Consider the following 16,018-nt stretch of genomic DNA (forward strand, 5'->3'; position numbering starts at 1 on the left):
TTCTCACAGCCGCCGCTCCCTGCGGGCGGATCAGAAAAAGTCCTTCACCCATTCCTTCATCCTCCCGAGCACCTTGTCGAACATGTTGCGCCCCTTTATCTGGCGCCGCCCGCCGGCCTTGTGGTCCTTCGCCCCGTGCAGGATCAGCCCCACCGCCGTGGCGTACTGCGGACTGTTCACAAGGTCCATAAGCCCGCTGATTTTCCGGGGGAATCCGCGCCGGGCCGGCATGTTGAATATCTCCTCGGCGATCTCCGGGATCCCCTGCAATATGGAGGTCCCTCCGGTGAGCACCAGGCCGGAGGCCATATGCCCCAGGTTTCCGGAAAGCTCGATCTCCCGCTTTACGAGCATGAATATCTCCTCCACCCTCGGCTCGATTATTTCCGCGAGCACCCGGCGGTACACCTGCCGCGGCTCGCGCCCCCCCACGCCGGGCACATCGATGATTTCGTCGTCGGAAACCATGGTGGAAAGCGCGCAGCCGAACTGCCGCTTGATCTTCTCCGCCTCATGGTTGGGGGTGCGAAGCCCGATGGCGATGTCGTTTGTGATGTTCTCACCCCCTAGGGCCACCACCGATATGGCCTTTATCGCCCCCTTGATGTACAGGGCGATGTCGCAGGTGCCGCCACCCATGTCCACAAGCCCCACGCCTATTTCCTTTTCATCGTCGTCCAGCGAAGCTTCCGCGGAGGCGAGCTGCTCGACGACGATGTCGTCCACCTCCAACCCCGCCCGGTTCACCGAGCGCACAATGTTCTGGGCGCTGGTGACCGCGGCTGTGACGATGTGCACCTTGGCCTCCAGCCGAACCCCGCGCATGCCGATGGGCTTTAATATCCCGTCCTGGCCGTCCACGATGAATTCCTGCGGGAGCACGTGGATCACCTCCCGGTCCATGGGGATGTTCACAGCCTTGGCCGCGTCTATCACCCGCTCCACGTCATGCTGGGTGACCTCGCTCCCTTTTACGGCGATAACCCCGTGGCTGTTGAGCCCCTTTATATGCCCCCCCGCCACGCCGACATATACGGACTCTATCTCCTGCCCGGCCATGGTCTCCGCCTCTTCCACCGCCGCCTTGATGGATTCCACCGTGGCCTCGATGTTCACCACCACCCCTTTGCGCAGTCCCTGCGACGGATGGGAGCCTAAGCCGATGATGTCTATCCCGTCGCCCCCCACATCGGCGATGACACAGCAGATCTTCGTGGTGCCGATGTCCAACCCAACAACCAAATCCCTGTTTTTAGCCATTGCCAGCCTTCCTTCCTTCCTGGGGAGTTCCCTTGCCCGGATAGGCGACTACCACCCTTCCGGGAAAAGCCACGTTTATAGAAACCGGCTCCGCGCCACCTTTGGTCCTGAGTATGTGATCCACTGTGAAAAGCCTTTCCGCCACGTCGCTCCATTTGCCCCTGGGGACTGTCAGCGAAGTGTCCGAGTTCTTGAACATCACTTTCACTATTCCCGGCTGGGAAACGTCCAGCCCGGCCACCGGCCACTTGCCCAGAAGCCTGTAGCCGGCCAGCCCCGTCAGGGCCGCATGGGCGTCCTTGACCGACCGCTCGTCCAGCGAGCCGCCCGGCCTGGCCTCGCCTCCCACCAGGGCAGCGCCCCGCAACGCAGGAAGGGGCGTGTCGTCCACTCCGGTCATTTTGGCCACAAGGACTCCCGCGCCGTCCACCAGCCACGCCGCCCCGCTGATTGAAGCCCTGAACAGCGGCGTCCTTTCCTTGATGCTGACGGCCAGCGAACCAGGCAACTCGCGCCTTATCTCCACGCTCTCCACCCACGGTTCGGAGGCGAGCCTGGCGCCGATTTCCTTTATGTCCAGCCCCAGGAGGCCTTTCCCATCCACCGGGCCGATGATCTTTAAAATGTCATTTTCCTTCAATACCGCCGCCCCGGTGATCCTCACCTCGCTTACGGTGAAAATCTGGTTGCGGGCCACCACCTCATATCCCGCGTACACCGCCAGAAGCGAGAGGATCACCGCCGCCGTGGCGCACGCCGCCTTGAACGCCGTGGCAAAGGCGCTCCCCGCCCCTTCCTTCTCCCTTTCCGGGATTTGCGTAATGATCGTCTTGTTCGCCTCAACCGGCATCGGCCACCGCCTCCATGAGTATTGTCAGCGTCAGGTCGTCAAAGGAGATTCCCATCTGCGCGGCCTCTTTTGGCAAAAGGCTCGTCTCCGTCATTCCGGGCAGGGTGTTAAGCTCGATGAACCACGTTCGCCCCTGCGCGTCCACTATCACCTCGGAGCGCGAAACTCCTTTGCATCCCAGCGCCCGGTGCGCGGCGAGCACATGCGCCGCCGCCTCGTCGAGGATATTTTGAGGGAGCCTTGCCGGAACGTGGTATTTCGTCAGGCCCGGGGTGTACTTGCGCGCATAATCGTAAAAGCCGCCCTCCGGCTCTATCTCCACCGCCGGAAGGGTCATGTCCCCCAGCACTCCTATCGTGATCAAGGTTCCCGATATGAAATCTTCGATCAACACCTCTTCGTCCTCGCCGAAAGCCAGGTCCACCGCCGGGGCGATCTGATCGTCCGACATGCAGATGGTGACGGCGATGGACGACCCGGCGTTGGCCGGCTTTACCACCACCGGGGCCGTTACGCCGGACAACGATTGGGGCGTGAAGTCCTTTTTCATAAGCGTCCGCCAGCCGGGGGTGGGAACGCCCACGCTCCGGCATATTATCTTTGTCAGCGTCTTGCTCATGGCGATGGCGCTGGCGGCCACGGCCGAGCCTGTGTAGGGTATGCCCATAAGCTCGAGGGCGCCCTGCACGCAGCCATCCTCGCCGTATTTGCCATGCAGGGCGATGAAGGCGATGTCCACTTTTTCCTGCTTGAGCTTTTCGCACAGGCCTCTGTCGGCGTCTATCCCCACCGCGGCAAGGCCGAGCCTTTGCAGCGACGCCAGGACGGCGGCGCCGGTCTTAAGGCTCACTTCGCGCTCGCTGGACATTCCGCCCATAAGAACGCCGATGCGTTTTCCTTTAAGTCTGTTCACAGCTTTTTCCGTGTTCATTATTCCTAAAACTCTCCGGCCAGCCGGATCTCCCGCTCAAGCTTCACCCCGAACGCCGAATAGACCCTTCTCTCCGCTTCCTCCATCACCGCCACCACGTCGGCGGCCCTCGCCCAGCCTAAGTTGACGATGAAGTTTGCGTGCTTTTCAGCGACCCGCGCTCCGCCAACGGTGTATCCCTTCATCCCCGCCGTCTCCAGCAGATGCCCGGCGTATTCGCCCGGAGGATTTTTGTACACCGAACCGGCGCTAGGCAGGTCCAGCGGCTGGCTTGCCTTCCGCGCAAGCTGGTTTTTCCGCATCTTTATATGTATCTCCTCCTTCACACCTTCCTTCAGCTTCAGGGCGCAGTCCACTATCACGCTCCCTTTGGGGAACGAAGATGACCGGTATCCAAATCCGCACTCGGCCTTTTTCATCTCAACCATTTTTCCGTCCGGCGTCATGACTGTCACCGAATCGGCGATGTCCTTCATCTCGTTGTCCCTTGCGCCCGCGTTCATTATCAGCGCCCCGCCCACCGTTCCGGGAATGCCCATGGCGAACTCCAGCCCCGAAAGCGACCGCTTGTACGCTTCGGCCACCAGCCTTCCCAATTGAGCGCCCCCCTGGACATGCGCCGTCACAATCCCTGCCGGCGCCGGTGTGAACCGTATCTCCGAAAAACCTTTCGCAAGCCCAAGGGTCACTCCACGCACTCCCCTGTCGGACACAAGCAAATTCGATCCCCCGCCGAGGATCAGCGACACTTCGCCGGAGCGCAGATACCCGGCCAGTTGCTCCTGCGCGGCCGGCCACGCCAGAGTTTCCGCCGGGCCGCCGATGTGAAACGACGTCAACGCTGCCAGCGGCGCGTTGTGTTCCACAATTGCCGTGTCCATACATTACCGTCACTTTCCCCCGGATTCCGGATATGCCATAAGGAACCTGTCGCCAAGAGTTGTCACGCTCCCGGCGCCAAGCGTGAGCACGATGTCCCCCGGCGCGGCGGTGCGCAGAAGCGTGTTGAGCGCACTGTCCAGGTCGGGGGTGAATTTCACCCTTTTTTTGCCGTGGGCCGCAGCGCCCCGGGCGATCAATTCGCCGCTTACCCCCTCGATGGGCTGCTCGCTGGCGGCGTATATTTCCGTTATCAGAAGCTCGTCCGCGTCGTAGAAAGACTTATGGAACTCGTCCATCTGGTCGCGCGTCCTTGTGTACCTGTGTGGCTGGAACACCACGATGAGCCGCCTGTCGGCGAAACCTTCCTTAATGGCCCGAAGCGTGGCGCGGATCTCGTTTGGGTGATGGCCGTAATCGTCTATCACCATCACGCCGTTCACCTCCCCTTTCACCTGGCAGCGGCGTTGCACTCCGCGGAATCCGTCCAGCGCGGCCACTATGTCGGCGGGCTCCATGGAAAGCTCCAGGCCGACGGACATGGCCGCCAGCGCGTTGTACACATTGTGCACCCCCGGCATGGCGATGTTCACCCTGCCGATCTCCTTGCCGTTCAGCGCCACGGTGAACGACGAGTTGAACTTGCTGAATTTAATGTCGCGCGCCGTAAGGTCCGCCGTGGAGTTGATGCCAAACGTGCGGAACCGCTTTGTTATCCGGGGGATGATCTCCTGCACCGCCGCATCGTCCAGGCACAGCGCGGTGACGCCGTAGAACGGAGTCTTGTTTATGAACTCCACGAACGCGTCCTTTATTTTTTCAAACGACCCGTAATGGTCCAGGTGCTCGGCGTCTATGTTCGTGACGATGGCTATGGTGGGATAAAGCTTCAGGAAAGATCCGTCGGACTCGTCCGCCTCGGCCACAAGGAAATCCCCCTGGCCAAGCTTGGCTCCGGAGCCGAACCTGTCCACCCTGCCGCCTATTATTATCGTCGGGTCAAAACCTCCGCGCGCAAGGGTCACCGCCGTCATGGATGTGGTGGTGGTCTTGCCGTGGGCGCCCGCCACCGCCACGGAGTGTTTCATCCGCATAAGCTCGGCGAGCATCTCCGCCCGGGGGATCACCGGGATAAGCCTTCCCTTGGCCTCCACCACCTCCGGATTGTCCGCCCGCACCGCCGAGGAGACCACAACGACATCCGCGTCCCCCACGTTGGCCGCGGCGTGGCCGATCTCTATCTTCGCGCCTGCGTTCCTTAAATGGCGCACCGCCTCCGAGTCCGACAGGTCGGAGCCCGTCACGGCGTATCCCATGTTCAGCAGTATCTCCGCCACACCGCTCATGCCCGACCCGCCAATCCCCACGAAGTGGAGCGTCTTGGTCCTTCCAAACCTCTTTATGTCGTTCATTTACTTCCTTTAAATAGCTTCAGGCCGCCTCGGCCAGCTTGATAATTTCGTCCACAATCGCCGCCGCCGCGTTTGGCTTTGCCATGGCCTTGGCCATGGCCCCCATTCCGGCGAGCCGCTTTCCGTCCTTTATAAAATCACCGGCCGCACGCCGGATGAATTCACCGTTTATCTCGCTGTCCCGCGCGATCATCGCCGCGCCGCCAGCCGCCATGGCCTCCGCGTTCTTCGTCTGATGGTCGTCCGCGGCGAACGGGAACGGGACATACACCGCCCCCCGGCCCGCTGCGCATATCTCCGCCACGGCCCCGGCGCCGGAGCGTGATATCACAAGGTCCGCGTCGGCCAGCCTTTGCGGCATGTCGTTGAAGAACGCTTCCACGGTCCATGGAAATTGCGCCTTCTCATATCCTTTGCGCGCATCGTCCAGCCCTGTCTGCCCCGTCTGGTGGACAACCGCCACCTGGTCTTTCATTTCATTTAGCGCCGGGACAGCCTCCATCATTGCCCTGTTTATGGACCTGGCTCCCTGGCTCCCCCCTATGGCCAGGATCAAAAACCTGCCGTCGCTCCTTTTGCGCCCGGTGGTGAAAAACTCGGGCCTGACCGGATTGCCCGTCACCATCCCCTTTCCCGCCGGGAACCTTCGCTCCGATCCGGGCCATGTGACGAAAACCTTTCTTGCAAACCTGGCAAGCCAGCGGTTTGTGAGCCCCGGCGCGGCGTTCTGTTCGGCGATGAACAGCGGGATCCCCCTGATCGCCGCGGCCAGCCCCACCGGGCCGGAGGCGTATCCGCCAACGCCCAGCACCGCCCCGGGCGCAAAGTCTGAGATGAACTTCATCCCGTCCCGCACCGAGCGCGCAAGCCTGGCAACTGAAAGCGCCTTGTCCATCAGACCTTTTCCCTTAAGTCCCGTCACGTCAAGCGTCCTTATCGCAAATCCTTCCGCGGGCAATATCCTTGTCTCCACTCCCCTGGCCGCCCCGGCGAAGAGGATTTCGTTCCCCGCGTTCCTTTTCATAAACTCCCTGGCCACGGCCACGCCGGGGAATACATGCCCCCCGGTGCCGCCGCCCGTGATTATCAGCCTCATGTTTCGCCGGCTGCCGCGCCTGGCCCGTTCTCCGAAATGTTGGCCAGAAGCCCCACCGACATCATCCACATCACCAGCGCCGATCCGCCAAGGCTTATGAACGGCAGCGGGAGTCCCTTGGTGGGCAATAGCCCGATGGTCACCGACACGTTGAAAAGCGCCTGCATTGTGATGGCGAAAGTTATGCCAAGGGCAAGCAGGCTTCCGAATTTGTCCTGCGTCCTAAGCCCTATGCGGATGCCGCGCCAGGCGAGCACCGCGAACACCGCCATCACCGCCAGGCCCCCGATGAGCCCCATCTCCTCGCCGATGATGGAAAAGATGAAATCGGTGTGCGGTTCGGGCAGATAAAAAAGTTTCTGCCTTCCGTTGCCCAGCCCGGAGCCCCACACGCCCCCCCTGGCCAGCGCCACGAACGACTGGATGATCTGGTAGCCGCTGTCGTTGAGGTCGTCCCAGGGATTGAGGAACGACAAAAGCCTGCGCCGCCGGTAGCCCACGTTATACACCGCCGCCCACAGGAACGGCATGGCGAACAGGATCGCCCCGCCCAGGTACGCAAGCCTCACTCCCGCCACCGCGAAAAGCGAGAAGGCCACCAGCCCCACTATCACCGCCGTCCCCAGGTCGGGCTGGAGCTGGATGAGCACGAACACAAGCAGCAACGCCGCCACGGACGGAGCGAAGCCGAATATGAAGTCGCCCAGTTTCCCTTCCGCCTCCTTGCGGGCCAGGAACGCCGCGAAGAAGATGATCAATCCCAGTTTGGCGAACTCGGACGGCTGCACCGTGGCCAATCCCAGGTTTATCCACCTGTGCGCCCCGTTGACGTTCACCCCCACGCCGGGAATGAAAACAAGCAGCAGGAACAATACGACGCCTATATAGATCACGTAGTAGTATTTGCGCAGCATCCTGTAGTCCAGGCGCATCATAAGAAGCATGGCGATCACCCCCAACGACGCCCACATCATCTGCCGCTTGAGGAAATAATAGGCGTCGTTGTACTTCTCCACGGCGATGATGGCGGAGCTTGAGAAGATCATCACCACGCCAAATCCCAGAAGGACCATAGCGCAGGCTATCACCAGGTAATCTGGCCTCTGTTTCACCGGCATTGGGCCGCCTCCGTGGAAAGCTCCGCCACCGCCGCGCGGAAAACGTCGCCGCGGTGCTCGTAGTTATTGAACATGTCAAAACTGGCGCAGGCGGGTGAAAGAAGCACAGTGTCCCCTTCGGCGCACATCGCCGCTGCCGCGCGGACGGCCTCCCGCATGTCCGAAGCCCTCTGCGCCGGGGAGAAACCGCCCAGCGCGCTTTGAATCTGCGGGGCGGTCTTGCCGATGAGCACCGCCCCTTTGGCGTGGCGCCGGATGGTGTCGGCGAATGCGCCGAAGTCGGCCCCCTTGCTCGATCCCCCGGCGATTATCACCACGTTCTTGAAATAGCCGGAAAGGCTCTTAATCGAAGCGTCGGTGTTCGTCCCCTTCGAGTCGTTGATGAATGTCACCCCGTTTACCACGTCCACAATCTCCATCCTGTGGGGCAATCCGGTGAATCCTTTTATCACTTCGGCCACCGCATGTGGCGAAGCCCCGGCCGCCAGCGCGGCCAAAGACGCCGCCAAGGCGTTCTCCACGTTATGGGAGCCGGGGACTTTCAGGTCCGCAAGGTCGAACAGCTTTATTTTTCCCGCGCCCATGTCCGCAACGGCGGCCCCGTTCTCTATCCATGCCCCCTGCCAGCCGTGGCAGGCATGGCCGAACCACAGAGTCTGCGCTCCGGCGGGAGGATTGAACGACAGGGTAACGCCGTCTTCGGCGTTGAGGATCACCGTGTCCCCTTCTCCCTGGTTCTTGAAAATGGCCGCCTTGAGGGCCGCATACGCCTGCATGGTCTTGTGCCTGTCCATATGGTCCGGCGTGACGTTTAGCACAGCGCTCACCTTTGGCCGGAAGGTCTTCACCCCCTCCATCTGGAAGCTTGACACCTCCGCCACTATCCAGTCGTAGTCCTTCCCCGCCGCGCCGCACAGCGGAGCGCCGATGTTGCCTCCCACGAACGTCCTTTTGCCGGCCGCCTCCATCATCCTTCCGGCAAGCGTGGTGGTGGTGGTCTTGCCGTTGGCGCCGGTGATGGCGATCATTGGGGCGCCGATATGCCGGGAACCAAGCTCCATCTCCGAGATCATCTCCACTCCCGCCCGCCGCACCGCAGCGGGGAACGGCGCGTCCCACGGGACACCGGGGCTTATCACCGCCAGATCAAACCCTTCCGGGCCGATCCCTTCGTGGCCGCCGAGCTTTTGCGCCACGGAGGATGGAAGCGCCATCGAAAATTCGCCGAGATCCTCCGCCTTCTTCATATCGGTCACGGTGACGGCCGCCCCGCGTGAGGCCAGCAGCGACGCGGCGGCCACTCCGCTCCGGGCAAGCCCGATCACCAACGCCTTTTTTCCCTTGTAATCGTCCATCGTCATCACCGCAGTTTGAGCGTGCTAAGCGACAGCAGCGCCAGGATAACCGCCACGATCCAGAACCGAACGATCACCTGCGGCTCCGGCCATCCGAGATGCTCGAAATGGTGGTGCAGCGGCGCCATCCGGAAAAACCTTTTCCCGGTGGACTTAAACCACGCCACCTGGATTATCACCGACACCGCCTCCACCACGAACACCCCCCCAACCACAACGAGGATGATCTCCTGCTTGCTCACCACAGCCACCGCCCCGAGGGCCCCGCCAAGCGCCGTGGAGCCCACGTTGCCCATGAACACCATCGCCGGATAGCAGTTGTACCAGAGGAATCCCAGCGAAGCGCCTATCACCGCCGCGCAGAACACCGTGGCCTCTCCCACCTGGGGCATGTAAGGAATGTTCAAGTACGCCGCCATCTTCGCGTTGCCGGCGATGTAACAGAGGATCGCATAGGTGATGAACGACATTATGACCGGGCCGATGGCCAGCCCGTCCAGCCCGTCAGTGAGGTTGACCGCGTTTGCGGCCCCCACAATCACCAGCATGGCGAATGGGACATACAGTATCCCAAGGTCCGGCTGGACGTTCTTGAGGAACGGCACGTGAACCTTGGTGAGCCCCTCCGAGCCGCCGTGGGCGATATAAACGCACATCACTATCACCAGCGCCGCCGCGAACTGCAACGCAAGTTTCTGACGCCCCGATATGCCCCCCTTGCGGATGCCTTTGAGTTTCACGTAGTCGTCGTAAAGGCCGATGGCGCCGAACATCAGGGCGGTCTCCACCGCCACCCACACGTATCCGTTGAGCAGGTCCGCCCACAGAAGCGTCGGCAACAGCATCGATATCAGGATCAGTATCCCCCCCATGGTGGGAGTGCCGGCCTTGGACAGGTGGCTCTTCGGTCCGTCGCTTCTTATCTTTTCGCCGATCTGGCGGCTCTTCAGGTATTCGATGAACACCGGCCCGATGACAAGCGCCACCGCAAGCCCCGTCACCACCGCGTAGATGGAACGGAAGGTTATATAACGGAACACGTTGAAGACCGTGTACGCGTCGTGCAGCGGATATAAAAGATTGTACAGCACCTGCCTAACCTCCCAGTATTTCCACAAGATGCGTGACGGCCCTTTCCATGGCCATCCCGCGCGATCCTTTCACCAGCACAGTGTCGCCTGCATGGACGCACCCGGAAATGGCCCCGGCCAGTTCCCAGTGCGTTTTCCTTACCACGCCGCGCACTCCCGACTTGCCCGCCTCGGCGGCGGCCAGCGCCGCCATCTTTCCGAGGGCGAACACCGCGTCCACGCCTGATTTGGCCGCCAGCTTCCCGATGCGCCTGTGGGCATTCTCGCTTTCGGCGCCAAGCTCGAGCATGTCGCCGAACACGAAATAGAACTTGCCCGGTTTTTTCATCGCCGCCACGCTTTGCAGCGCCGCCTCGGAGGACTGGGGATTGGCGTTGTATGCGTCGTTGATGACAAGCACGCCGTTGGGAAGCTTCAAAGGCTCCATCCTCATCTTTTCCGCCTTCACTTTCCCGAGGGCCGCCGCTATCTTCTCCGGTTTCACCTTGGCGGCCAGCCCCACGGCGAACGCCGCCAGGGCGTTCTCCACGTCCTTTAATCCCAAAAGCCCCAGCCTGATCGCGGTCTCTTTCCCCTTGTGGCTGACCACGATCATCCGGCCGTTTTTTTCCGTCCATGCGTCCACAAGTTCCACGTCCGCCACGTCCCGCGCGCCGAAGGTGATAGTCTTGCGCGTTTTCTTCTTTATAATGGGCGCGCTGTTCGGATCGGAGGCGTTGAGCACGGCGGTCCCTTTTTGCCCCATGCCAACGACGATCTCCTCCTTGGCGCGCCGCACCGCCGAAAGCGAGCCAAGCCTTCCTATGTGCGCGGCTCCTATGTTGGTTATCACACCGATGGAGGGGGCGGCGATCTGCGTGAGCCTTGCAATCTCCCCCGGCGAATTCATCCCCATCTCGATCACGGCCGCCTTGTGCGTCCTGTCCAGGTTCAAAAGCGTCAGCGGCACGCCGATATGGTTGTTCAGATTCCCCTCGGTCTTCAAAGTCTTGAATTTGGCTGACAGCGCCTTGGCCGCCATGTTCTTCACCGTCGTCTTGCCGTTGGAGCCCGTGACCCCCACCACGAGGAGTTTTTTGAACCTTCTCCTGTGGTACGCCGCCAGGTCCTGGAGCGCCCGCACGGTGTTCTCCACCAGGATCAGCGTCTTGCCCGCCTCGGACAAAAGAAGGAACGGGTTGGACACGATGGCCGCCGCCGCCCCCGCGTTGAACGCCTCGCGCACGAAGTCGTGCCCGTCCAGCCTCTCGCCTATGATGGCCACGAACAGGCATCCGCGCGTCACCTCGCGCGAATTGGTGGCGACTCCCGCCACCTTTTTCACATCTCCGCAGATCAGCCGGCCGTTGACGGCCTCGGCTATCCGCTCAACGTCGAACTTTGCCATATGCCTCCATCACCGCCTTGCGCGCCTCTTCCCTGTCGTCAAAATGGCTCTTCACGCGCCCAACGATCTGGTAGTCCTCATGCCCCTTGCCTGCTATTAGCAGAAGGTCCCCTTCCCTGGCCGCCCGCGCCGCCGCCCGGATGGCCTCGCGCCTGTCCGGGATCACCTCAAGCGCTCCGGCCCGGTTTTCTTCCCTGTTTATGCCGCCCAATATCTCTTCTATTATCTTCTCCGGGTCTTCGGTGCGGGGATTGTCCGAAGTCACCACCACATGATCGGACAGAGTCCAGGCCGCGCGGCCCATCAACGGCCTTTTCTTCCTGTCCCTGTCGCCGCCGCAGCCGAACACGGTTATGATTTTCCCCTCCGCAAGGCTGCGCGCCGTGGTCAATGTCTTCTCCAGCGCGTCGGGGGTGTGGGCATAGTCCACTATCACGGCGAAGGGCTGCCCGGCGTCCACCCGCTCGAACCTGCCGGGAACGCAAGCAAGCGCCGCGGCCCCTTGGGCAAAACTGGAAAGGGAAACTTTCTCCGCGCAGGCCGCCGCCGCCGCCGCCAGAAGGTTATATACGTTATGCCTCCCCGTGAGGTTTGAGCGCACGGCAATGCTCTCCGACGGTGTTTTCAGTGTCATCGCCACACCGTCCACCGACACTGTCACATCCTCCGCCCGCACATCGGCCTCCGGCGAAAGCCCATAAGTGATCACCGGCGCGCTTGTCATTTTCACAAGCCGCCGGCCGTATGGATCGTCCATGTTGATCACCGCCGTGCGCGGCGAAAGCTCCGCGAACAGCCTGGCCTTGGCCTCAAAATATTTTTCCATGGAGCCGTGATAGTCCAGGTGGTCCTGCGTAAGGTTGGTGAACACCGCCGTGGAGAACCTCACACCGTTGACCCGCCCCTGCTCAAGGGCGTGCGACGACACCTCCATGGCGCAGCATACCGCTCCGCCGTCTTTCATCTGGCGGAGTATCCGCTGGACGTCGAGGCACTCCGGCGTGGTGTTGTCCAGCGGGATGGTCTTTCCGCCGGAATCGTAGCCTATCGTGCCGATCTTGCCGCATGCCCGGCCCGCCGCGTTCATCACGGCGCTTATTATGTATGTGGTGGTGGTCTTCCCGTTGGTGCCGGTGACCCCCGTGACGCTCATTTCCGAGGTGGGGGAGCCGTAATACCAGTCCGCTATGGCGGCCAGCGCTCCGCGTGAATCCTCCACAATCAATAACGCGGCCCCGCCGGGAAGGGGAACTGACGGCGTCTTCTGGGCGACAACGGCCAAAGCCCCCTTGCTTATCGCGTCCATAATATAGTCATGCCCGTCCGCGGCGGCCCCTTTCACCGCCACAAAAAGCCCGCCGGGGACTGTGCTCTTCGAGTTGTAGCACACCCCTTTCACCGGAGCGGACGGGTCAATGCCGCCAAGTCTGTCACGGGGCGATCCCAAAAGTTCCGCCAAGGCGCCGATTGTCTTTTCCGCCGTCATGATTTCTCTCCGGCGGAAGCCGTTGCCCCGGCGTTCATTTCGCCTTCCTGGCCGTCCCAATTCCTGCGTTTCATCTTTTCCCAATCTATTTCGTACAGGTCCGACCCGGCCGCCGGTATGCGCAGCGCCCGCGCCGCCCGCGCCCCGATCTCCGAAAACACCGGCCCCGCCACGGCTCCGCCCCACTCCACCCCCTTTGGCTCGTCAATCATCACGAGAATCACAAGCCTTGGCGCGTCCGCCGGGAAAAATCCGGCGAAAGAGGCCAGGTGCCTGTCGGCGGAGTATGACCTTGTCACCGGGTCTATCTTCTGCGCGGTGCCTGTCTTCCCGGCGACGGTGTATCCCGGGATGGCCGCCTTCTCGCCCGTGCCGTGCTCCACAACGCCGGTCATCATCTCCGTCATAAGGCGGGCCGTGGCCGCGGAAATCGGCTTGCCCACCACTTCCCTTCCGGCCACCTTGATCACCTCGCCGTTGCGAAGCCACGCCCGCACGAAATGGGGGCGCACAAGGTAGCCTCCGTTGGCGAACGCGGCGATCCCCGCGGCCAGCTGCACCGGCGTCACCGATATCTCCTGCCCGAACGATATGGAAGGCAGCGACGTGGCCGACCAATCGCTCACAGGCCGCAGAAGCCCTGGTATCTCGCCGGGAAGGTCCACTTCCGTCTTCCCGCCGAACCCGAAACTCCTGATGTATTTGTTCAGCGTCCTGGGCCCCAGCCGCTCGCCGATCTTCATCGCGCCGATGTTGCTCGACTTTGCGATTATCTCCGACACCGTCATGGCGCCGTACCTGTTCTTGTGCGCTTCCTTGAATTCATGCCCCCCCACCGTGTAATGCCCGTTCTCGCAGTCGATCACCTCGTCGGGGGTCAGGAGCTTTTCCTCGATGGCCGCCGCCGCCACGAAAAGCTTGAAGGTGGAACCCGGCTCCACCGCGTGGGCCACAGCCTGGGGTTTCATAAGGTCCGCGGCGTACCGGTTGTACATGTTCGGGTTGAACCTGGGCTGCTCGGCCGAGGCTAGTATCTCTCCCGTGAACGGGTCCATCACTATCGCCACCCCGCTTTTGGCCTGGGACTTTAGCACCTGCCGCTCCAGCGCTTTCTCGGTGATGTATTGGATCCGCTCGTCTATGGTGAGCACAAGGTCGGCGGGGGCGCTTTTTTCGGTTATGGCTATCGCGTCGGGCATGGAAATCGGCCTTCCGAGGGCGTCTTTCAAAACAAGGAAGCGGGAATTTGTGGGGCGGATCACCTGGTCATACCCGTATTCCACGCCGTAAAGCCCCTGGTTGTCCACGCCGCAAAAGCCGATGATCTTGGCGGCCATGTCGCGCTTGGGATAAAAGCGCTTGGACTCCTTTATGAACCCCACACCCTGGATGTCCTCTTTTTTCACCTTTTCATACATGTCCGGCTCCATCTTGCGCCTCACCCACACGAAATTCTTGTCCTTGCGCTTGCTGATCACACCCATCAGCTTGCGGGACAGCGCCTTCTGGGCCTGCCCGTCCTCCGGCTCGAGCAGTTCGGAAAGCCTGCGCACGGTCCTGGCCGGGTTGTCCAGCAGGCGGGGATTCAGGTAGGCCGAATTCATGTCTATGGACACCGCCAGTTCGTTGAGGTTCCTGTCGTATATGAATCCCCTGGGAAGATGTATGTTCAGATTGCCGAAATGCAGCTTCTCCGAGTACTCCTCCAACCGCGAATCGCCAAGGATCACAAGCTGGAACATCTTGCCCATGGCCGCCACCGCCCATAGCGACAGGAATCCCGCCACCATCGCGGTCCGAAGCCGGTAGCCGCCGGCTTTTTTCTTTTCGGAGCTTTCCAGGTTATTTTTTCGCAACGATCACCACCTGGCCCGGCCCCGGGAACACAAATCCCAGATCGCTTATGGCCCTGCTTTCCACAAAATCGTATGACCGCACCGAGGACAGCTCCAGCTTCAGCTTCTTGTTCATCTCGCGAAGTTCGCCGAATGTCCGCAGCCGCGCCGAATATTCGTACATAAGGGACGTGGCGCGGATGGACGGATAGACGTAAATGAGCGTGGCGGCAAGGCACAGCATGGCAGGCGCCACATAAGGAGCCATGTCCGCAAAGACAATCCCCCGCCCCTCTCCTTTGCTTTTGCCACGCAGTCTTTCGCCGAATGTGAATTTCATGGTTCCGCCCTACGCCGCCAGCTTTTCCGCGGCGCGCAGCTTTGCCGAACGCGCCCGGGGATTTGCGCCGACCTCTTCATCGGAAGGCGCCAACGGTTTTTTTGTGAGTATGGACACCACCCCCTTCGCCCCGCACACGCAAACAGGGGCGCTCCTCGGGCAGACGCACCGGCCGGCAAGATCGGCAAACGTGTTCTTCACGATCCTGTCCTCCAGGCTGTGGAATGTGATCACCGCTATCCTGCCGCCGGGATTGAGCCTTGCCACCGCCCCTTCGATGGAAGGGCGAAGCTTTTCGATCTCACCGTTGACGGCTATCCTCAACGCCTGGAACACCCTTGTGGCGGGATGGATTTTCGAGCCCCCGCGCGGGGATACGGCGGCCACAGTCTTCGCCAGTTCCAATGTGGTCTGGATAGGCGCCTGCTCTCTTTGCCGGAGGATCGCCCTGGCGATTCTCCTGGAGTGGCGCTCCTCGCCGTACTCGAAGAATATGGAGGCCAATTCCTGTTCGCTCAAGCCGTTCACCATGTGGGCCGCAGTTGTTTTCTGGTCCTTGTCCATCCGCATGTCCAGGGGGCCGTCTTTCATGAAGGAGAAGCCACGGGCCGCGTCCTCTAACTGGAACGAGGAGACCCCAAGGTCCATCAACACGGCGTCGACCATGCCAATACCCATCCGGTCCAAAACCTCCCCTATTTCGGCGAAGCTGGCCTTGACCATCGTTACGCGGCTTCCAAAGCGGGCCAGCCTGTCCCCCGCCCTTTGCACGGCCTGCGCATCACGGTCAATGCCCAGAAGACGATCTATCCTCCCGAACCGCGAAAGAAGCGCCTCGGCATGGCCGCCCCCTCCCACGGTGGCGTCCACGACCGTTTTAATCCCCGGCTGGTCAAGCAGGGAAATTGTCTCCTCCAGCAGGACCGGGACGTGTTTCAATGGTCCGCGACTCCTTGCCACCCCTCCCCGGGCGGTAAA

14 protein-coding genes are annotated in these 16,018 nt (G+C 61.5%); all 14 read right to left on the reverse strand.

Annotated features, from left to right (window positions below):
- Nucleotides 1–30 precede the first annotated feature (30 nt).
- The 14 genes from ftsA to rsmH are packed head-to-tail and all read right to left on the reverse strand — an operon-like array spanning nt 31 to nt 16,000.
- The gene (gene ftsA, locus HZB29_02570; GenBank protein MBI5814476.1) at nt 31–1,260 is read right to left on the reverse strand and encodes a cell division protein FtsA; all 1,230 of its coding nucleotides are present in this window, start codon (nt 1,258–1,260) and stop codon (nt 31–33) included.
- Nucleotides 1,253–2,110, reverse strand: a complete 858-nt coding sequence (locus HZB29_02575) for an FtsQ-type POTRA domain-containing protein (GenBank protein MBI5814477.1) — start codon at nt 2,108–2,110, stop codon at nt 1,253–1,255. Before HZB29_02575 ends, ftsA begins: the two co-directional genes overlap by 8 nt.
- Nucleotides 2,100–3,041 carry a D-alanine--D-alanine ligase gene (locus tag HZB29_02580; GenBank protein ID MBI5814478.1) on the reverse strand — a complete coding sequence of 314 codons (942 nt, stop codon included), beginning with the start codon at nt 3,039–3,041 and terminating at the stop codon, nt 2,100–2,102. The genes HZB29_02575 and HZB29_02580 overlap by 11 nt, the downstream gene beginning before the upstream one ends.
- A gap of 5 nt (nt 3,042–3,046) precedes the next feature.
- Nucleotides 3,047–3,922: a UDP-N-acetylmuramate dehydrogenase gene (gene murB / locus HZB29_02585; GenBank protein ID MBI5814479.1), complete on the reverse strand. Its 876-nt coding sequence runs from the start codon at nt 3,920–3,922 to the stop codon at nt 3,047–3,049.
- Between the two features lie 9 nt (nt 3,923–3,931).
- Entirely contained in the window at nt 3,932–5,332 is a 1,401-nt protein-coding gene (locus tag HZB29_02590) for a UDP-N-acetylmuramate--L-alanine ligase (GenBank protein MBI5814480.1), read from the reverse strand.
- Between the two features lie 19 nt (nt 5,333–5,351).
- Complete coding sequence (murG, locus tag HZB29_02595; protein ID MBI5814481.1) at nt 5,352–6,428, reverse strand: undecaprenyldiphospho-muramoylpentapeptide beta-N-acetylglucosaminyltransferase; 1,077 nt, start codon at nt 6,426–6,428, stop codon at nt 5,352–5,354.
- Nucleotides 6,425–7,546 carry a putative lipid II flippase FtsW gene (gene ftsW, locus HZB29_02600; protein ID MBI5814482.1) on the reverse strand — a complete coding sequence of 374 codons (1,122 nt, stop codon included), beginning with the start codon at nt 7,544–7,546 and terminating at the stop codon, nt 6,425–6,427. Before ftsW ends, murG begins: the two co-directional genes overlap by 4 nt.
- A complete protein-coding gene (gene murD / locus HZB29_02605; protein ID MBI5814483.1) occupies nt 7,537–8,901 on the reverse strand; it encodes a UDP-N-acetylmuramoyl-L-alanine--D-glutamate ligase in 1,365 nt (454 codons plus the stop codon). Before murD ends, ftsW begins: the two co-directional genes overlap by 10 nt.
- A 5-nt stretch (nt 8,902–8,906) precedes the next feature.
- Entirely contained in the window at nt 8,907–9,992 is a 1,086-nt protein-coding gene (locus HZB29_02610) for a phospho-N-acetylmuramoyl-pentapeptide-transferase (protein ID MBI5814484.1), read from the reverse strand.
- A gap of 4 nt (nt 9,993–9,996) precedes the next feature.
- Nucleotides 9,997–11,379, reverse strand: a complete 1,383-nt coding sequence (locus HZB29_02615) for a UDP-N-acetylmuramoyl-tripeptide--D-alanyl-D-alanine ligase (GenBank protein MBI5814485.1) — start codon at nt 11,377–11,379, stop codon at nt 9,997–9,999.
- Complete coding sequence (locus tag HZB29_02620; protein ID MBI5814486.1) at nt 11,360–12,865, reverse strand: UDP-N-acetylmuramoyl-L-alanyl-D-glutamate--2,6-diaminopimelate ligase; 1,506 nt, start codon at nt 12,863–12,865, stop codon at nt 11,360–11,362. The genes HZB29_02615 and HZB29_02620 overlap by 20 nt, the downstream gene beginning before the upstream one ends.
- Nucleotides 12,862–14,721, reverse strand: coding sequence for a penicillin-binding protein 2 (locus tag HZB29_02625; GenBank protein MBI5814487.1), 1,860 nt, complete (start codon nt 14,719–14,721; stop codon nt 12,862–12,864). Before HZB29_02625 ends, HZB29_02620 begins: the two co-directional genes overlap by 4 nt.
- Entirely contained in the window at nt 14,708–15,040 is a 333-nt protein-coding gene (locus HZB29_02630) for a hypothetical protein (protein ID MBI5814488.1), read from the reverse strand. Before HZB29_02630 ends, HZB29_02625 begins: the two co-directional genes overlap by 14 nt.
- A 9-nt stretch (nt 15,041–15,049) precedes the next feature.
- A complete protein-coding gene (gene rsmH, locus HZB29_02635; GenBank protein ID MBI5814489.1) occupies nt 15,050–16,000 on the reverse strand; it encodes a 16S rRNA (cytosine(1402)-N(4))-methyltransferase RsmH in 951 nt (316 codons plus the stop codon).
- Nucleotides 16,001–16,018 lie beyond the last annotated feature (18 nt).

This window comes from Nitrospinota bacterium (assembly GCA_016235255.1).
Taxonomy (GTDB): domain Bacteria; phylum Nitrospinota_A; class UBA7883; order UBA7883; family JACRLM01; genus JACRLM01.